Source organism: Mesorhizobium sp. P2_H9, from assembly GCF_056403215.1.
Map to the genome: position 1 here is coordinate 71,963 of NZ_JBFUFX010000016.1, position 17,591 is coordinate 89,553.

The following is a 17,591-nucleotide window of genomic DNA, read 5'->3' on the forward strand; positions in this document are numbered from 1 at the left end:
TCTATGATCATCGTCATCGGCTGCGGAAATCTGAACCGGCAAGACGATGGGGTGGGCATAGAGGTCATACGCGCGTTGCGGCACCGCAACCTCGAAGGACCGGATGTCAAATTGCTGGACGCCGGTACGGACGGCATGTCGGTCATGTTTGCCGCGCGCGGTTGCACGTCCTTGATCGTGGTCGATGCGTCAAAAACCGGGGTAACGCCAGGCGCCATTCACGAGGTGCCTGGCACTGTCCTTGAACGCCCCTATGTCCCCGGTCTCAACCTTCATGATTTCCGCTGGGACGCGGCCCTTTATGCCGGACGGCAGATTTTCCGCGAGGAGTTTCCCACCGACGTGACGGTCTTTTTGATAGAGGCGGCCGAACTTGGCTTCGGCATAGGGTTGTCGCACGATGTCGCTGCATCGGCTGAGCAGGTTTCACGGCGTATCGAGGTGCTCATCGGCGCAATGTTGGCCAACGTGCCCGCATGAACGCACCCCCCGCCAGTGTCCAGATCAGGCGCGGCGGGCTCTATCTGTCTTCGGCAACATGCGACCGATATTTCGCCGGCCTGGAGAGCGTCATTCTGCTGCGGCGCGACGACGACCTGGTGATCCTGCCGGTTCGTCACGCCGCATCTGGCGGCTATCTGCTGAAGCATCGCAACGGTGCAGGGGACCGCGTGGTCTTTGCGCCGGATTTCTTCCGGGAGCATGGGATTGATGATGAAACGGTGCGCGAATTTTTCGCGCAGTGGGACTCGGAGCAGGCCGCACTCGTGGCCAAAAATATGTTTTGTGTAAACTAAGTTATCAGTTGGTAATTTTAGTAGACAGCTTTGGAAAACTAGGCTAGCTTTTTGCCAAGATAATAAGCTGCGCCAAAAGCAGCCGTGGAGGAAGCCCAGTTGCAGAGCACTCGCGCCGAAGATGAGGTGCGCGCAGCAATTGCTGCGGCAGAAGACGAATCGGCGAGCCCCGCCGAGAGGGCCGAGATGCTCATGGAAATCGCCATGGGACTCCAGCAGCGCCCCAAGAGCGCTGAGCAGATCCTGGCGGCAGTCGACCTCTACGATCGCGCGCTCAGTGTCTGCCCGCAGGATGAACGCCTGCTCGCGGCCCGTATCTTTGCCCGCAAGGGCACGGCTCTTTTGATCCTTCCCGACGAAGGAACGGCAGCGTTGCAACAAGCGCGCGCCGCCTTCGAGGCCGCCATGCCATCCCTGGTCGATTTCGGTCGGCCAGAAGAACTGGCAGAGGCGGAAATGAACCTTGGTCTGGCGATCCAGAATCTGGCCGGCCAGCACAAGGCCCGCATCACCGACGCGATTTCGGCCTATCAGCGGGCGCTGCGCACGTTCGACAAGGCACACTTCCCAAAGGAATTCGCCATCCTGCAGAACAATCTGGCGACGGCGTTTCTCTCCATTCCGTTCACCGATGCCAGATCCAAGATGCGGGAGGCGCTGGCCGTGCAAGCCTTCGAAGAAGGATTGAAGATCGTCAATCTGATCGATCATCCCACCGAATACGCCATGTTGCAGAACAACCTCGGCAATGCCCTGCAATACGCGTCCTCAAGCCATACGCTGGAGAACAACCTGCGCGCGCTCGACGCCTATGACGAAGCTCTGAAGGTTCGTCTGCGGGCCACCATGCCGCTCGAATATGCCAACACGGTCGCCAACAAGGCGAATTGCCTGTGGAATCTTCCCGACGACCCGGAACGGCCGGAGAACGGCAACCGCGCCAATGTGCGCGCGGCTCGGGAGTATTATCGCGAGAGCCGGGAGATTTTCAGCGCCAGCGGGCAGGCCGAGAAGGCCCGCACCGTTGCCGAGGCCCTCGAGCAGATCGAACGTGAACTGCTCTCGGCAGCCCCTGGCGATAGAGATCAACAAGGTGACGGGGAACACCGACATCTCAACTGAACCGAACTCAAGGAGACTATGACGTGGCAGGAGTTGAACTGACGGCAGCTGGCGCGCTGGTTGCGCTCATCATCGGACTGGTCTGCTCCGGCATCGGCGGAGCGATCGGCGGTATCGCGATTGGCGGAAAATCATTGGGCAACGAACTTGCCGCCATGATGGGCAGTTTTTACGGACCGATCGCTGGCGTGCCGGGACTGGTCGCCGGACTGATAATTCTGGCGCTGATCGGCTGAGGGGCAATCATGTTGGAAATGGCAAAAAGCTCGATCACGCTCTTCTTTCGGGGAAAGCTCTTCTCCGAACCCGGCAAGGTCTATCGCCAGACAGCAATAGGCGCGACTATCACCGCCCTGCTTGTCATTGCCCTTGCCAAGGCCGGCCTGCCGTTGGCGGCCGCAGCAGCACTTGCCTGCCTCATTGGCGGTGGATTGCAGCCATACCTGTTCAAGAACCTCAAGTACCGTTGATATGAACGCCATCGATCAGATCCCGACCAAACGCGAGGATCTCGCCGGTCTTGCCGGCGACATCGAGCGTGTCGAGGCGATCTTTTCGAGCTGGGACGAGACGCAGCGCAACGCGGTCGAGGCCTACCGTCGCGCCATAGAGGACCTGCATGGGGAGGCGTTGCGACGCCTGGTGCGGGCGCTGAAAGATGAACCGGCCGCGCTCACGGCGATGAAGCAGGCGGTTACCGACGAGGTCGTCTATGCTGTGCTGCGCCGTCACAACATCCTCAAGCCCAGCCTCAGTGAGCGGGTAGAGGCGGCGCTGGACGGCGTGCGCCCGATGCTTGCCTCGCATGGCGGCAATGTCGAGTTGGTCAACGTCAGGCCGCCGGCGATCGAGGTGCGGTTCGTCGGCGCCTGCGACGGCTGTCCGGCCTCCGCTCTCACTTTCCATGCAGGCGTAAAGAAAGCAGTCGAGGAAGCCTGTCCCGAGATCACCGATATCGTTCAGATCAAGGGCATGAGCAACGCTGCCGACAATGATAGTGTCCGCTTCGTCAGTCCGTTCGCGCTCGGCGCCGTCGGCGGCTGGCATTTGGTGTGCCGCCTCGATGAGATCCCGCAGGGCGGCATCAGTGCCGTCGTGGTCGGCGGACAAAATGTGATCCTGTCGCGTCAGGAGGGGGTCGTTTCCTGCTTCCAGAATGCCTGTGCGCACCTTGGCATGGAGCTCGACGGCGGTAGCATCGATGAAGGCATCATCACCTGTCCATATCATGGCTTCCGGTATGATCTTTCCAGCGGCGAGTGCCTGACCGCGCCCGAAGTGGCACTTCAGTCGCATGCCGTGCGCGTCATAGGCAATCGGGTCGAGGTGAGGCTGTCGTCATGATGCGCATCTCCCTGGCGCCCGATTACCGCCGTCCTCTCCCGGGCAGCGTCACACAACAGCTGCTCGATCCGCGCGGTGCGCGAACTGTTCTCGGTGACCAGATCGCTGCCAACGGAGTTCCAGATCCCATCAGGCCTCAACCGAATTCGCTGTTTGGGCCGCGTGGCGTCTGCTTTGCACCGCACGGTGGACCGTTCTTCGTTGCCGATACCGGCCATCATCGCCTGATGATCTGGAACAAGGTGCCGCAAGCAGACAATGCCGACGCGGACCTGCTGATCGGCCAGCCTGATTTTTACTCCGAAGGTCGCAACGCGCATGGGCCGGTTGGTCCCGCCACGTTGAACATGCCGACGGGACTGTCGAGCGATGGCAAGGTGCTCGCCATTGCCGACGCATGGAACCACCGTGTGCTGATCTGGCGCACACTGCCCGAGCATTCGAACCAGCCGGCGGACCTGGTGCTCGGGCAGGCGGATTTTTCCAGCGGCGCCGCCAACCGTGGCGCGGCAACTGCCGCGGCCGATACGCTGAACTGGTGCTATGGGGTCACAATCGCCGATGGCAGGGTGTTTGTTGCCGACACCGGAAACCGTCGGGTGCTGGTCTGGAACTCCATGCCGCGGCGTAACGGCCAGCCTGCCGATCTGGTTCTCGGCCAGGTTGATGCAACCACCCGCGATGACAATGCCTCCGGGGTTGGCGGCGCTGTCGGCATGCGCTGGCCGCATAGCGTGTCTGTCGAAAACAACAAGATTCTGGTGGCGGACGCCGGCAACAACCGCATCATGGTCTGGAATTCCATGCCCAATGCCGATGGCGCGCCCTGCAGCTTCGTGCTGGGTCAATCCGGCTTCGACGGCAATGACCACAACAGGGCCTCCTATCATCCAAACAATCGTGCACTCAACATGCCCTATGGCATGGCCATACACGACGGCACCCTCGTGTGCGCCGACACCGCCAATTCCCGGTTGATCGGCTACCCGCTCGACGATCTGCGCATGGATGCTGCTGCTTGCGGTCTCGCCGGCCAGTCCGGATTTGCCGACAAGGGCGACAATCGCTGGCGCTTTGCCACCCGCGACAGCGTCTGCTGGCCGTTCGCATTGGCCGCGTCGGGGAAAACGTTGGCGATCGCCGATACGGGCAACAATCGCGTCCTGTTGTGGGAGGCGGTGTCATGAACACGCCGCTGCGGATGGCCGACGCGACGCGCAGTGTCGAGATAAGGGTCCGCGGCCGTGTGCAAGGTGTTGGTTTCCGTCCGACGGTGTGGCGGATCGCCAGCCGGCTGGGCCTCGACGGCGACGTGCTCAACGACAGCCAGGGCGTGTTGATCCGCGTGCGTGGCGTCTCGTCGACCATTGCAGCACTTGTCGAGGAGTTGCGGGCGTCGCCGCCGCCGCTGGCCGAAATCACTGCCATCGAGACCCGCCCTTGTGAGGGCGACTTGGCGTCCGGCTTCGTCATCGTCGACAGCGAGGCGGGTGCTCATGCCCGCACCGAAATATCGCCCGATGCCGCCATGTGTAGCGTCTGCGCGGCCGAAGTGCTCGATCCGTTCCTGCGGCGTTTCCGCTATCCCTTCACCAACTGCACCCATTGCGGGCCACGGCTGAGCATCGTTCGCGGCGTTCCTTACGACCGCGCCACCACGACCATGGCGCCGTTTCCGCTGTGCCAGGCCTGTGGCGCCGAATATCGTGATCCTGGCGACCGCCGCTTTCATGCCGAGGCGACGGCCTGCCATGTCTGCGGACCGACAGCAAGATTGATCCGCTTCGATGGCCGCGCCTTCTCCTTCGAACAGCATTCGATGCTCGACGATGTGGACGCGGCATTGAGCCTGATCCAGAAGGGCGAGATCGTCGCCATCAAGGCACTTGGCGGCTATCAGCTTGCTTGCGATGCCACACGGCCGGAGGCGGTGGCTTTGCTGCGCCAACGCAAGCGCCGCGACGCAAAACCCTTCGCGCTGATGGCGCGTGACCTCGATGTTGTTCGCCGCCACGCAACGGTCAGTGACGCGGAAGCGGCAGCCCTTGCAAGCCGCGAGGCGCCAATTGTCCTGCTTGCCGCCACCGGTCCCGAAAAACTGCCCGCCGAGATCGCGCCCGGTCTGCAGACCCTGGGCTTCATGCTGCCTTCAACCCCTTTGCATCTGCTCTTGCTCAGGCGCATGGGCCGGCCGGTGGTCATGACCAGCGGCAACCTGTCCGATGAACCGCAGCTTATCGATGACGCGGAGGCGGCAGCAAAACTGTCCTCGATCGCACCATACGCTTTGACCCACAATCGCGATATCGCCAACCGCATCGACGATTCCGTTGTGCGCCAGATGGGCGCAAAACTGCGCGTGCTGCGCCGCGCGCGCGGCTATGCGCCGGCTTCAATCGAGCTTCCGCCAGGTTTCGAGGCGGCGCCAGAAATCCTGGCCTACGGTGCTGAACTGAAAGCGACCTTCTGTCTGATCAAGGACGCCCGGGCTGTGCTGTCGCAGCACCAGGGCGATCTCGAAGACGCGCTGACCTACGACGACTATCGCAAGAACCTCGTCCTTTATCGCGATCTTTTCGATCATCGCCCGGCGGCCTTGGCCGCGGACCTGCATCCTGAATATCTGTCAGCGAAACTGGCGCGCGCCACCGCCAGGTCTGACAACCTGCCGCTTGTGGAGGTTCAGCATCATCATGCGCATGCCGCTGCCTGCCTCGCTGAAAACGGACGGTCATTGAACGCCGATCCTGTCCTGGCCATCGTGCTCGACGGGCTCGGCTACGGATCTGACGGTGCGATCTGGGGCGGCGAGTTCCTGCTCGCGGACTATCGCCGCTTCGAACGGCTTGGCACGTTCAAGCCGGTCGCCATGCCAGGGGGCGCTCAAGGCATACGCGAGCCGTGGCGCAACCTCCATGCCCATGTTTTGTCCGAGATGGGATGGCCGGCCTTCGCCATGAATTTTGGTGAACTGGACCTGTTTGCCGCGCTCACCGCCAAGCCGTTGGCGAGCGTCGAGGCGATGATTAAGGCGTCCCTCAATTCGCCCAACGCGTCATCTTGCGGTCGCCTGTTCGACGCAGTCGCTGCGGCTCTCGGAATCTGTTTCGACCGTCAGGCCTATGAGGGCGAGGCGGCCGGGCGGCTGGAGGCGATGGTCTCGGCCCGCTCGCTTGAAGAGGAGGGCGATGCTCTCGCCTATCCGTTACCGATCCCCAACCTGAAAGGTTCAGGCTTGCCATACATCGAACCGCTGGGCATGTGGAACGCTGTCTTTGGCGACCTGATCCTGAAAACGCCGGCGCCCCTCATCGCGGCGCGCTTCCACAAGGGTCTGGCGAAATCCATCGCCGCCATGGCTTTGAAGCTGGCGCGTCGCGACGAAGACGGCGCCCTGCCGCGTTTCGACACGGTGGTCCTGTCGGGCGGCTGCTTCCAGAACAAGGTGCTGTTCGAGCAGGTCCTCGGCCGGCTTGAGGACCTCGATTTCAACGTCCTGACGCATTCCCGCGTGCCTTCCAATGATGGCGGCGTCGCGTTCGGCCAGGCCGTGATCGCGGCAGCCCATCTCATCGACGCCGGCGGTGTCCGACAGAAAGCGAGCTGACAATGTGCCTTGGCATTCCTGGAAAGATCCTCAAGATCGACGATCATGAAAAGAAGCTGGCGACCGTCGATGTCAGCGGCGTCAGGCGACAAATCAACATCGCCTGCATTGTCAACGAACACCATTCGGTCGACGACTGCGTCGGCGACTGGGTGCTGATCCATGTCGGCTTCGCCATGAGCCGCATCGATGAACATGAAGCAGCCGAAACCCTGAAAATCCTCACCGAACTCGGCGAGGCTCAAGCCGAGATGGAGTCCATGCGACTGTCGGCGGTCCATTAGGAGGACGTGAAAATGTCCAGCGAAAGCGAACTGAAAGGGCTCTATCCATTCCTGCACGGCAAGGCCCAGGATCCGGAAAAGATGAATGTGGCGCTGCTGCATTCCGTTGCCGAAAAGGCCCGCGACACGCGCGAAACCAACGAGCGCTTCTTCGCCGGGCAGGCCGACATCCTTGTTGGGGCCGCGCACGCGCTGGCGGATGTCTACCGCAACAACGGTCAGCTGTTCTCCATGGGCAATGGCGGCTCGAGCTGCGATGCGTCCCATGTCGCGGTCGAGTTCGTCCATCCCGTCACCGCCGGCCGGCCGGCGCTGGCCGCCACCAATCTCGTCGCCGATCTGGCGATGATTTCAGCCGTCGGCAATGATCTCGGCTTCGACCATGTCTTCGTGCGCCAACTGCTGGCACACGGCCGCAAGGGCGATGCGCTGATCGGCATCTCGACCAGTGGCAATTCGCAAAACCTGGTCGCGGCCTTCGCCAAGGCCAAGGAGATGGGCGTCCATACCATCGGGCTCGCCGGCGGCGACGGGGGGCGCATGAAATCGTCAGGCACCGTCGAGCATCTGCTCGTCGTGCCGTCGACCTCTATCCACCGCATCCAGGAATGCCATGTCGCCGCTTACCACATCCTGTGGGACCTCGTGCACACGCTGCTCGCCGACGAACGCGGCTCCGCCGCAAAAGGAAGCGCCCAATGAAATACACCGACGAATTCCGCGACGCGGAAAAGGCGAAAGTCTTGATCAAGGAAATCGACAAGCTTGTCGCCACCATCGAGATCGCAAAAACGCGCCCGATCAACATCATGGAGGTCTGCGGCGGCCACACCCATTCGATCTTCCGCTACGGGCTGGAAGGCATGCTGCCTGACGCGATCGAACTCGTGCACGGGCCGGGTTGTCCAGTCTGCGTGCTGCCGATGGGCAGGGTCGACGATTGCGTGTCGATCGCCGAGCGGCCGGAAGTGATCTTTACCACCTTCGGTGACGCCATGCGCGTGCCAGGCTCAAAGAAGAGCCTGCAGCAGGCAAAGGCCGATGGCGCCGATGTGCGCATGGTCTATTCGCCGATGGACGCATTGTCGCTGGCCAGGAAGAATCCAGACCGTGAAGTGGTGTTCTTCGGCCTAGGCTTCGAAACCACAATGCCGTCCACGGCCCTGACGGTGCTGCAGGCCGAAGCCGACGGCATCAAGAATTTTTCGGTGTTTTGCAATCACATCACCATCGTGCCGACGATTAAGGCGATCCTCGACAGCCCGGATCTGCATCTCGACGGCTTCCTGGGACCAGGCCATGTCTCTATGGTCATCGGGACCGCCCCTTACGAATTCATCGCCGACTTCTACAAGCGGCCCATGGTCGTCGCCGGCTTCGAACCCCTCGATGTCCTGCAATCGATCTGGATGGTGCTGAAGCAGATCAAGGATGGCCGCGCCGAGATCGAAAACCAGTATGCCCGCATCGTTCCTGAAGCGGGAAACAACGCCGCTCTCACTGCCGTGGGCAAGGTCTACGAACTGCGTGAATTCTTCGAATGGCGGGGGCTCGGCTCCATCGACCATTCCGGCGTCAAGGTGCGCGATGACTATGCCCGCTTTGATGCCGAGCGCAAGTTCGCCATCCCCGGCGTCAAGATAGCCGACCCCAAATCCTGCCAGTGCGGCGAGGTCCTGAAGGGCGTCATCAAGCCGTGGCAGTGCAAAGTGTTCGGCACCGCCTGCACCCCGGAGATGCCGCTCGGTGCCCTAATGGTTTCATCCGAGGGCGCTTGCGCTGCCTATTACCAGTATGGCGGCGTCAAGAAGCATACCACGGTCCGGTCCGGTAGCCAGCCGGTGAGCGTGTCATGAACATGCGGCCACCCCCACCCAAACGCGTGCTGGGACGGGTTTTCATACCCACCGTGACGCTTGCCCATGGCGGCGGCGGCAAGGCGATGAAGGACCTGATCGACGATGTCTTCATCAGCGCCTTCGCCGATGGCGCACCTGAAGTGCTGGAAGACCAGGCGCGCTTCGATCTCGCAATGCTGGCAACGCATGGCGACCGGCTTGCCTTCACCACCGATTCCTTCGTTGTCGACCCGCTGTTCTTTCCCGGCGGGGATATCGGCAAGCTTGCTGTCTACGGCACTGTCAACGACCTGGCGGTCGGCGGTGCCAAGCCGCTCTATCTGTCCTGCGCCGTCGTCATCGAGGAAGGCATGAAGGTCGAGGTGCTGCGCCGGATCGCGCTCTCGATGGCGCAAGCGGCACGCGAAGCCGGCGTCACCATCGTGACGGGCGACACCAAGGTCGTTCAGCGCGGCGCATGCGACAAGATCTTTATAACGACCACCGGAATTGGGGTGATCCGGCCCGGACTTGAACTCGGCATCGATCATGTCAGGCCCGGCGACGCTATCCTGGTTAACGGCCTGTTGGGTGATCATGGCGCGGCGATCCTGTGCGCGCGCGGCGACATGGCGCTGGAAGCCTCGATCGAGAGCGACTGTGCGGCTTTGCATGAACTGATCGAGTTGCTGCTGGCCGCCGCGCCCGGCACGCGCTGTATCCGTGACGCAACACGCGGCGGCATCGCTACGGTGCTCAACGAGATCGCCGACGCCTCCGCGGTGTCGATCGAAATCGACGAGGCAGCGACGCCGCTGCGCGATGAAGTGCGCGGCTTTTGCGAGATACTCGGTCTCGACCCGCTTTATCTGGCCAACGAAGGCAAGATCGTCATTGCGGTGCCGGCGCAAGAAAGTGAGGCCGCGCTTGCCGCATTGTGCGCGCATCCGCACGGCCAGGGCTCTGCAATCATCGGCCATGCCGGCCTCGGCGAGCCGGGGCGCGTGACCATGCAGACCTTGTTTGGCGGCCGGCGCATCGTCGACATGCTGGTCGGCGAACAATTACCGCGGATTTGTTGAGGAAGGCCCGTGCACGAACTCGGCATCACGCGCAACATCGTCTCCATCGTCGAGGAAGCGGCGAAGGGCCGCCGCGTCAGGCGCGTGACACTTGATGTGGGTCAGCTTTCCGGGATCATGCCCGACGCCATCCTGTTTTGCTTCGACATTGTCGCCAAGGGCACATTGCTCGATGGCGCCCGGCTGGACATCCACAAGATTGCCGGGCGTGCAAGCTGCCGGACTTGCAGCGCAACGTTCGAGACGGCCACCCTTTATCAGGCCTGCGCCTGCGGCTCCCATGCCATCGACCGGTTGGCCGGCGAGGAACTGAAGATCCGGGAAATGGAAATCGAGGAGGCTGCCTGATGTGCGGAACCTGTGGCTGCGGCTCCAAGGCCGAAACCCGAATTCTCAACCTGCAAACCGGCAAGGAAACGGCTCTCAGCGACGGGCACGGTCATAGCCATGCGCATAAGGGCGACTTGGCGCATCGGCACGGCCACGATCATGACCACAGCCACGCCCATCCGCACGACCATGGCGACGGACATAGCCACGATCACCAGCATCCGCACAGTCATGGCCACGACCACACTCATGGCCACGAGCACGGGCTCGACCACGCGTTCGGGCAGGCGCGCGAGCATCGCCACCATCACGATCATCCCCATGACGACGCGGAGTTGCATGGTCACGACCATTCGCATGAGCATGATCACCACGGTCATGATCATGCTGACGGCCATCATCACCATGGTCACGAGCATCGCCACCGCCAAACCGCGGTGGTCGAACTCGAAATGCAAATCCTGGCCAAGAACGACGCGCTTGCCGCCAGCAATCGCGGCTGGTTCGCCGGTCGTGAAATCCTGGCGCTGAACCTTGTTTCTTCGCCCGGCTCCGGCAAGACGACGCTGCTTGAGCGCACCATCCGCGATCTCAAGGACCAGATGCCGATATCGGTCATCGAGGGAGATCAGGCGACCGCCAATGACGGCGAGCGCATCCGCGCCGCGGGAGCTGCCGCCATCCAGGTCAACACCGGCGCCGGCTGCCATCTTGAAGCCGACATGCTGGCCAAGGGGCTTGCCGAACTGAAGCCGGCCCTCGGCTCCGTGGTCATGATCGAAAATGTCGGCAATCTTGTCTGTCCGGCCATGTTCGATCTCGGCGAACACGCCAAGGTGGTCATCCTCTCGGTCACCGAGGGCGATGACAAGCCGCTGAAGTATCCGCACATGTTCCGTGCTGCCAAGGTCATGATCATCAACAAGATCGATCTTTTGGCGCATGTCGATTTCGACGTCGACACCGCCATCGCCAACGCGCGGCGGATCAATCCCGAGATTGCCACGCTTAGCGTGTCGGCAAAGACGGGGGAGGGGCTCGGGGGTTGGTATGAATGGCTTCACAACGAAGCGGCGCAGGTACGGCTCTAGGCATGGATGCGCTAGATCGTCCCAGAATTTGCCGCGCCATACACGGACCGGGGAGGAGAGAAATGACGCAAGGAGCCGCGCTCACGGCGCCAGCGATGCACCAGGAACCGGCTAAACGACGTCTGCCCAATCCCTTCGACGACCAGCCGGTGCGTGTGAGAACCAAGGCGGTGATGATCTACGTCTTGCTGATCGCCGCCAACATCGCTGCGTGGATGTGGGCCTGGGTCGCTTTTTCCGACCGACCGGCCCTGCTCGGCACCGCTTTGCTCGCCTATATGTTCGGTCTCAGGCACGCATTCGACGCCGACCATATCGCAGCCATCGACAACGTCGTGCGCAAGCTGATGCAGGAGGGCAAGGCCCCTTACGCGACCGGCTTCTTCTTTTCGCTCGGCCACTCAAGCATCGTCGTCCTGGCCTCGATTGCCATCGCTGCGTCCGCCACGATGATGCAAGGCAGACTGGATGAGTTTCACAATGTGGGCGGGTTGATCGGGACCAGCATCTCGGCCCTGTTCCTGCTGGTGGTCGGCATCGCGAACCTGTTCATCCTCAAGGGCATATGGGCGGCTTTCATCCGGGCGCGCCGTGGCGAGAAGATCGTCGACGAGGATCTCGACGCCCTGCTTGCCGGGCGTGGCTTGATCGCCCGCATTTTCCGCCCGCTATTCGGCATCGTTTCTCGCTCCTGGCACATGTATCCGATCGGCTTCCTCTTCGGTCTCGGCTTCGACACCGCGACGGAAATCGGCCTGCTAGGCATCTCCGCAACCCAGGCAACGCAGGGCATTTCATTCTGGTCTATTCTGATTTTTCCAGCGCTTTTCACCGCCGGGATGTCCATCATGGACACAACGGACAGCGTTTTGATGACTGGCGCCTACAGCTGGGCGTTCGTCAATCCGATGCGAAAGCTCTGGTATAATCTCACCATCACAATTGCCTCAGCGGTGATCGCGATCTTCATAGGCGGCATTGAGGCGCTCGGGATCCTCGCCGACAAGCTTGGTCTGCGAGGCGGGCTTTGGGGCGCGGTCGAAGGGATCAATGAGAATTTTGCCACTTTCGGCTATGCGATTGTCGGTATCTTCGTGGTGAGTTGGGTGGTCTCTGTGATCGTCTACCGAGCGAAAGGCTACGGAAGATTGAGGCTGGAGAACACCTAGGCTCCGATGTGCTGGATCTCGACCTAGTAACGCGAGATGCTCTGGTTGAAAGACGTCTGGCGCTTGATGATGAGAAATCGGCTGGGTAGAATGGCACATTCGCTTGGTACCTGAGAAGCCTTTGAATTCACGGCCAAGGCGGCTCAAGTGGCCGGAAATTGCACCCTGGTAGACCCGGCAAGTTCCTCATCAAACCATGCGTTCACTCCTGCGTCCGGAATTTGATCGGAACCCCGTCCGGTTCAAACTCGGAATCCGCACTGTGGACGCGATCAATGTCCGTCCCCGGTCGCAGGCGCGCCTTCAACGTATTCCTGCTCCAACACCGGAGCCAGCGCTGCAACCAGCCCGGCAGAAAGTCCGACCGCTGGTGTTCTTCCTCTCTCAGTGGGCGGCGATCATTCGATAACTTACCCGATCCTGAAAGCCGTCGGAAAGAAGGCTCCTGTCGGATTGATTCATATAGACGCCCACTGCGACACCGGCGGTACGTTCGACCTTACCAAGTTCCATCACGGCGGCCCTTTTCAGAGGCCGTTTGGAAAATCGGAAAATTGGGATTTCGGCGGAGGCGGGTTTGTGGTTCATCTTGGGGATGTGGACCAAACAGAGCCGTGGCCGGATGGCCTAGATCGCCAAGAAGACCCAGCGCTACCCGTCCGATCTGACGGACGAAGAGTGAGAACAGATCGCTGCGCTGATGCCTAAGCCTGGGCGTCGCGGCCGCCCGCGCGAGGTTGATTTCCGTGAGGTAATTAACGCGGTGCGCTACCTCGTGCGCTCGGGTTGCGGCTGGCGGATGCTGCCGATCCATTTCGGCGCCTGGCAGACGGTCTACGGCTGGTTTCGCGAGTTGGCGCGGCGCTTTCTGTTCCAGACCATTCACGACGTGGCGCTGATGCTGGACCGCCAGCGGGCCGGGCGCGAGGCCAGCCCCACGGCTGGCGTGATCGACAGCCAGTAGGTCAAGGCGCCGCAAGTTGAAAACAAGGGGTACGACGCCGGCAAGAAGATTGTCGGCCGCAAGCGCCACATCGCCGTCGATACCGACGGGCGGTTGTTGATGGTCAACCTGACGCCGGCCGACATCTCCGACAGCGCCGGCGCACAGGCGATTCTGGATGGTATCCGCAAGCGCTGGCCCTGGGTGAAGCATCTGTTCGCCGACGGCGCCTACGCCGGCTCACGTTCACGGACAAGGCCGCCTACCTCGATTTCGTGGTCGAGATCATCCGTCGCTCCGACGACCAGAAGGGCTTCCAGGTTCTGCCCCGCCGCTGGGTCGTCGAGCGGACCTTCGGCTGGATGACAAGATGGCGCCGCCTCGTGCGCGACTACGAGCAGCGTAACGATGTCTCGCGAGCCATGATCCTCGTCGCTATGGGCGGAAATCTTATCCGCAGAACCGCTCATCCGTGAGTTTCCAAACTCTTACATCGCCTTCGACCTTCGGGTGAAATGGAGTCATTTTGTATGGCAACAATGAAGGGCGCCTTGCTCAAGGGCGCCCTTCGCATCGGCGGCACGCTTCGATCCGGGGAGTACAGACCTTAGCATTCTGGAGGAGCCGCCGATGAGCGCTGTTTGGTATTCCGCTTCGCCATCGCTGGCTGGATTAGCGAAGCCTGGTGTCCGCAACCGCAATGCTGCGGGCACCCTGGTTCAATGGTGCGATCCGCTAGAACGAGCGCTGGAAGCGGAGGATACCGCCGATGCTGTTTTCCTTGTCGGCCTTGGTCCAGTTGGTGACGGTGTCTGCGCCGACATGCAGATAGTCGACTTCGGCCGTGACCTTGAAGCCCTTGACGATTTCATAGGCAATGTTCGCAGCTACGCCGAAGTTCTTGCCTTCGTCATAGGAGAGCTGGGTGTTGAACGAAGTCTTCTCGTTGATGGTGTAGGTGCCACCACCCCAGATCGCCCAGTTGCCGCTCCACTGCTTGTAGAAGCCGCGGCCGTGCGCGTCGATAGCGTTGCCCGCGTCGTCCAAGAGGTTGTCGTCGGTGCCGTAGCCACCCATGATGAATAGTGACAGGTTGTCCATCGGCTTTACGTCCAAGCGGACCTTGCCGGCCACTTCCTCGTAGTTGCTGTCGTAGGCGACGACGCCGGTGATGGCGCCCCAGCCCTGCGTGTACTTCACGCCGCCGACGACATGCGGAACATAGCTGTCGATCGTGCCGACCGCGCCGGAGCCCTCTTCGAGCGAGGCCACGGCCGTGAAGCCATTGCCGGCGTCGAAGTAATACTGCACGACGTTGGTGTCGAAATCGCCGTAAGGAACCAGCGTATCCTGGATGACGGCGCCGGCGTAGCCGATGAAGGTGTCGAAGGCCGATTCGTCCTTACCGACGCGCAGACCACCGAGTTGGATCCAGGCGAATTTCACCGAGACGCCCTTGTCGAAGGCGGTATTGCTGGTTGCCGTGTTGCCGAAGTTGAAGCGCATTTCGGTGTAGGTCTTTAAGGTGCCTAGCTCGGTTTCCTGGCCGGTCCAGGTCTTAAAGGTGAAGCGGGCGTTCTTCTTCCAGGTGTCCTGGATATCGCCGTCCTGGCGGTCCGTGGCGAGTGCACCATCGAACGAGCCAATGTCGCCGGCGCCGATGTCATAGCGGACATAGCCGCCTATGCGCAGGCAGGTTTCGGTGCCCGGAATATAGAAATAGCCGGCGCCGTAGACGTCGCAGATCTTGACGTATTCGGCCGGTTCCGGCTCGGCGACGACGACCGCGTCGGCCGCACGCGCGCCCGTAACTGCGATCAGAGCCGCAGCGGAGCCGAGAAGAAGGCTCTTGATGTTCATTTTGATCTCCACTCAAAAGATTAAAAAAGGGCCAGGGTATCTTTGCTGAAAGACAGCATCCCCTCCCATTCCCCACGATCGAGAACCATGCGCACCGCGCTGCTCCCTCGCAGTTTGACGCTACCGGCTGCGTTGAATTATTCAATACTTCTGGCGCTTGGCGCAGCGGTATATACAGCAACTGTTGCAGTTATGTCGCGAAAATACAAATATATACTGCACTATTGGTACAAACTATACAAACAGATCAATCTGTACAATTGGAAATAGCTGGCAGATATACACGAATCAATGGGGGCGGTGCGCACGCGCTCGGCCGGCATCGCTGCCAGCCGACGCTGATTTGCAGCTGGGCCCGTGAGTTCGGCTTTATGTCAAGGAAAAGTCTCGTGCGGCCAAAACGACTTCTTCAGCCAGATCTTGCCTGAGCATTTCTATGGGAACGCGACCATCGAGAAGCGGCGAAGGACGGATCAGCCAGAACCAGGCCAGTCTTGGATTGGAGATCGAGGCGAGCACCTGCCGAATTCCAGGTGCTGGCCTGCCGTCGATGAACTGAGCCAACGGGAACACATGCTTGCGGGCGCCTTTTCGCAGTGCCACCACGTCGTTTTGCCGTTGCCACCAATGCAGTGTCGATCGCGGTATGCCGAAGCGTTTTTCCAGATATGTTGGCCCTGCAACCTGACCAGCCCAGTCTTGAATGCCAAGGCAATCGCTTTGCTGATCTCGCGTTTTTTGGACTGCGCTCCCATGAGCGCCCTCGGTTCGAACCGTGAGCGGAACTCCCTCACGAGCGCCGGCACTGAAATCTCGCGCTGCTTCGGCCGCGAGCCTGTGAACAAATTCGGAGGCCAGGGCGGTCAAATCGTCATGAACCGCTCGTTTGCGAGTTAGCGAAGGTAGATCGGTGCCAGCGATGTTGCCAGCGCTCATGTGGGCTGGGGTTGAAGTGTGTGCCTCTATGACCTCGTCTAATTGAGCCAGGACGCGCCGGACCTCTTTTGCAACCAAGCTAGAGAGCTTGTCCTGGCGAGGTTCTTTTTCAAAATCAAATGATTTTGCCATGTGTGGTCCCCTGCCGCGTAAGAGTCCCGCGTCCTGCGCGATCGAATTGTGATTATTGGCTATGTATGTGGACACGAGCGACCCGAGGCCCGATGGCTCGGCTCGAGACGAAGCGTTGTCCGATCGATCTCACCGATGAGTAATGGGATCGGATTGCCCTGTTGCTGCAGAAGCCGGCCAGGCGAGCCGTAGGCTTAGAATCGACCTGCGCGAGGTTCTCAACGTGATCCGCCACATGACGCGTACGGGCGGCGGCCGTCAGATACCGAAGGACTTTCCGCCCTGGCAAACGGTCTACTGGTGGTCCCGACGTTTTGTACAACTGACGCTGTTTTACATGATCTGCAACATCGCCGGGATGCTCGATCGCGAGCGGGGCGGGCGCGAAGCCAGCCCGAGCGCCGGTATTATCGAAAGCTAGACCTTCAAAGCACCTTCGCTGGACGCCGAGCGAGGCCATGATACGGCCAGGAAGATGGCCGGGCGTAAGAGCCCGGTCGACACCGATGGGCGGCTGCTGATTGTCAATCTCCCGCCGGCCAACATCTCCGACAGCCCCGGAGTGCAGATGATCCTCAAGTCTATCTGCTGGCCAGGGATCAAGCATTTTTTCGCCGACGGCGCCTACGATCGCAGGCAATTGAGGCAGTAGGCGGCGTTCCTCGACTTCGTCTTCGAAGTGGGGGCGCGGCATCGACACCGAGGCCGGTTTCAAGGTACTGCCCAGGTGTTGGGTCGTCGAGCGAACCTTCGACTGGTTCGCACGCTGGCGCAGCCTCTTGCGCGACTGCGAACAGTGCGTCGACACCTCCGAAGCCACGAAACGCGTCGCTGTGGGAAGTCTCTTGCTGCACAGGATCAGCCATCGAACGAATTCCCAAGCGGACTCTTACCAAGTTCCATCACGGCGGCAGTGCTCGACGGAGTTCTCGACTCCATACGGACGATCCAGATCAGTCTCAGGAGTGGGGGCCGAGTGGCTCTGGGAGTTTTCTTACGCATCCGGAATGACCGTCATACACGAAAGAGAGGTGTCATCACTTGGCATTGGGGCAA

17 protein-coding genes and 4 pseudogenes are annotated in these 17,591 nt (G+C 61.0%); 19 read left to right on the forward strand and 2 right to left on the reverse strand.

Annotated elements, in window-relative coordinates:
* The first annotated feature begins 3 nt into the window (after nt 1–3).
* The 17 genes and pseudogenes from AC1DXN_RS26275 (at nt 4) to AC1DXN_RS26355 (ending at nt 14,083) form a co-directional block, all read left to right on the forward strand.
* Nucleotides 4–480: a hydrogenase maturation protease gene (locus AC1DXN_RS26275; RefSeq protein ID WP_109659024.1), complete on the forward strand. Its 477-nt coding sequence runs from the start codon at nt 4–6 to the stop codon at nt 478–480.
* The gene (locus AC1DXN_RS26280) at nt 477–797 is read left to right on the forward strand and encodes a hypothetical protein (RefSeq protein WP_109659026.1); all 321 of its coding nucleotides are present in this window, start codon (nt 477–479) and stop codon (nt 795–797) included. The genes AC1DXN_RS26275 and AC1DXN_RS26280 overlap by 4 nt, the downstream gene beginning before the upstream one ends.
* Nucleotides 798–881: 84 nt before the next feature.
* Nucleotides 882–1,919, forward strand: coding sequence for a tetratricopeptide repeat protein (locus AC1DXN_RS26285; RefSeq protein WP_477278209.1), 1,038 nt, complete (start codon nt 882–884; stop codon nt 1,917–1,919).
* 23 nt (nt 1,920–1,942) lie between these two features.
* Nucleotides 1,943–2,155, forward strand: coding sequence for a hypothetical protein (locus AC1DXN_RS26290; RefSeq protein WP_109659028.1), 213 nt, complete (start codon nt 1,943–1,945; stop codon nt 2,153–2,155).
* A 9-nt stretch (nt 2,156–2,164) separates the two neighbouring features.
* Complete coding sequence (locus AC1DXN_RS26295) at nt 2,165–2,389, forward strand: hypothetical protein (protein WP_109659030.1); 225 nt, start codon at nt 2,165–2,167, stop codon at nt 2,387–2,389.
* Nucleotide 2,390: 1 nt separating this feature from the next.
* Nucleotides 2,391–3,263, forward strand: coding sequence for a NifU family protein (locus AC1DXN_RS26300; RefSeq protein ID WP_109659032.1), 873 nt, complete (start codon nt 2,391–2,393; stop codon nt 3,261–3,263).
* A complete protein-coding gene (locus AC1DXN_RS26305; protein ID WP_477278212.1) occupies nt 3,260–4,450 on the forward strand; it encodes an NHL repeat-containing protein in 1,191 nt (396 codons plus the stop codon). Before AC1DXN_RS26300 ends, AC1DXN_RS26305 begins: the two co-directional genes overlap by 4 nt.
* Nucleotides 4,447–6,870, forward strand: a complete 2,424-nt coding sequence (gene hypF, locus AC1DXN_RS26310; protein ID WP_477278214.1) for a carbamoyltransferase HypF — start codon at nt 4,447–4,449, stop codon at nt 6,868–6,870. The genes AC1DXN_RS26305 and hypF overlap by 4 nt, the downstream gene beginning before the upstream one ends.
* 2 nt (nt 6,871–6,872) lie before the next feature.
* Entirely contained in the window at nt 6,873–7,154 is a 282-nt protein-coding gene (locus AC1DXN_RS26315; protein ID WP_095774167.1) for a HypC/HybG/HupF family hydrogenase formation chaperone, read from the forward strand.
* A 12-nt stretch (nt 7,155–7,166) separates the two neighbouring features.
* A complete protein-coding gene (locus AC1DXN_RS26320; RefSeq protein ID WP_477278216.1) occupies nt 7,167–7,856 on the forward strand; it encodes a D-sedoheptulose-7-phosphate isomerase in 690 nt (229 codons plus the stop codon).
* A complete protein-coding gene (hypD, locus tag AC1DXN_RS26325; protein ID WP_477278218.1) occupies nt 7,853–9,010 on the forward strand; it encodes a hydrogenase formation protein HypD in 1,158 nt (385 codons plus the stop codon). The genes AC1DXN_RS26320 and hypD overlap by 4 nt, the downstream gene beginning before the upstream one ends.
* Complete coding sequence (gene hypE / locus AC1DXN_RS26330; RefSeq protein WP_477278220.1) at nt 9,007–10,074, forward strand: hydrogenase expression/formation protein HypE; 1,068 nt, start codon at nt 9,007–9,009, stop codon at nt 10,072–10,074. The genes hypD and hypE overlap by 4 nt, the downstream gene beginning before the upstream one ends.
* Nucleotides 10,075–10,083: 9 nt before the next feature.
* Nucleotides 10,084–10,422: a hydrogenase maturation nickel metallochaperone HypA gene (gene hypA, locus AC1DXN_RS26335; RefSeq protein WP_109659046.1), complete on the forward strand. Its 339-nt coding sequence runs from the start codon at nt 10,084–10,086 to the stop codon at nt 10,420–10,422.
* Nucleotides 10,422–11,495 (forward strand): hydrogenase nickel incorporation protein HypB, encoded by a 1,074-nt coding sequence (gene hypB, locus AC1DXN_RS26340; RefSeq protein WP_477278222.1) that lies wholly within the window; start codon nt 10,422–10,424, stop codon nt 11,493–11,495. The genes hypA and hypB overlap by 1 nt, the downstream gene beginning before the upstream one ends.
* 95 nt (nt 11,496–11,590) lie before the next feature.
* Nucleotides 11,591–12,664 (forward strand): HoxN/HupN/NixA family nickel/cobalt transporter, encoded by a 1,074-nt coding sequence (locus tag AC1DXN_RS26345; RefSeq protein ID WP_477278247.1) that lies wholly within the window; start codon nt 11,591–11,593, stop codon nt 12,662–12,664.
* Nucleotides 12,665–13,030: 366 nt separating this feature from the next.
* Nucleotides 13,031–13,195, forward strand: a pseudogene (locus tag AC1DXN_RS26350) (arginase family protein); the annotation flags it as partial.
* A gap of 100 nt (nt 13,196–13,295) precedes the next feature.
* A pseudogene (locus AC1DXN_RS26355) lies at nt 13,296–14,083 on the forward strand (IS5 family transposase).
* Nucleotides 14,084–14,342: 259 nt separating this feature from the next.
* Here AC1DXN_RS26355 and AC1DXN_RS26360 read toward each other — a convergent pair.
* A complete protein-coding gene (locus AC1DXN_RS26360) occupies nt 14,343–15,467 on the reverse strand; it encodes a porin (RefSeq protein WP_172225053.1) in 1,125 nt (374 codons plus the stop codon).
* A gap of 369 nt (nt 15,468–15,836) precedes the next feature.
* Nucleotides 15,837–16,535 carry an antitoxin Xre/MbcA/ParS-like domain-containing protein gene (locus tag AC1DXN_RS26365; RefSeq protein WP_109659054.1) on the reverse strand — a complete coding sequence of 233 codons (699 nt, stop codon included), beginning with the start codon at nt 16,533–16,535 and terminating at the stop codon, nt 15,837–15,839.
* Between the two features lie 65 nt (nt 16,536–16,600).
* Here AC1DXN_RS26365 and AC1DXN_RS26370 point away from each other — a divergent pair.
* Nucleotides 16,601–17,404: pseudogene (locus AC1DXN_RS26370) on the forward strand (IS5 family transposase); the annotation flags it as partial.
* Nucleotides 17,373–17,590, forward strand: a pseudogene (locus AC1DXN_RS26375) (agmatinase); the annotation flags it as partial. The pseudogenes AC1DXN_RS26370 and AC1DXN_RS26375, both read left to right, overlap by 32 nt.
* Nucleotide 17,591 lies beyond the last annotated feature (1 nt).

Excerpts from the sequence above, each read along its gene's own strand:
- AC1DXN_RS26275 (WP_109659024.1), top strand. The coding sequence starts at position 4 with ATGATCATCGTCATCGGCTGCGGAAATCTGAACCGGCAAGACGATGGG.
- AC1DXN_RS26280 (WP_109659026.1), top strand. The coding sequence starts at position 477 with ATGAACGCACCCCCCGCCAGTGTCCAGATCAGGCGCGGCGGGCTCTAT.
- AC1DXN_RS26295 (WP_109659030.1), top strand. The coding sequence starts at position 2,165 with ATGTTGGAAATGGCAAAAAGCTCGATCACGCTCTTCTTTCGGGGAAAG.
- AC1DXN_RS26300 (WP_109659032.1), top strand. The coding sequence starts at position 2,391 with ATGAACGCCATCGATCAGATCCCGACCAAACGCGAGGATCTCGCCGGT.
- AC1DXN_RS26305 (WP_477278212.1), top strand. The coding sequence starts at position 3,260 with ATGATGCGCATCTCCCTGGCGCCCGATTACCGCCGTCCTCTCCCGGGC.
- hypF (WP_477278214.1), top strand. The coding sequence starts at position 4,447 with ATGAACACGCCGCTGCGGATGGCCGACGCGACGCGCAGTGTCGAGATA.
- AC1DXN_RS26315 (WP_095774167.1), top strand. The coding sequence starts at position 6,873 with ATGTGCCTTGGCATTCCTGGAAAGATCCTCAAGATCGACGATCATGAA.
- AC1DXN_RS26320 (WP_477278216.1), top strand. The coding sequence starts at position 7,167 with ATGTCCAGCGAAAGCGAACTGAAAGGGCTCTATCCATTCCTGCACGGC.
- hypD (WP_477278218.1), top strand. The coding sequence starts at position 7,853 with ATGAAATACACCGACGAATTCCGCGACGCGGAAAAGGCGAAAGTCTTG.
- hypE (WP_477278220.1), top strand. The coding sequence starts at position 9,007 with ATGAACATGCGGCCACCCCCACCCAAACGCGTGCTGGGACGGGTTTTC.
- hypB (WP_477278222.1), top strand. The coding sequence starts at position 10,422 with ATGTGCGGAACCTGTGGCTGCGGCTCCAAGGCCGAAACCCGAATTCTC.
- AC1DXN_RS26345 (WP_477278247.1), top strand. The coding sequence starts at position 11,591 with ATGCACCAGGAACCGGCTAAACGACGTCTGCCCAATCCCTTCGACGAC.
- AC1DXN_RS26360 (WP_172225053.1), bottom strand. The coding sequence starts at position 15,467 with ATGAACATCAAGAGCCTTCTTCTCGGCTCCGCTGCGGCTCTGATCGCA.
- AC1DXN_RS26365 (WP_109659054.1), bottom strand. The coding sequence starts at position 16,535 with ATGGCAAAATCATTTGATTTTGAAAAAGAACCTCGCCAGGACAAGCTC.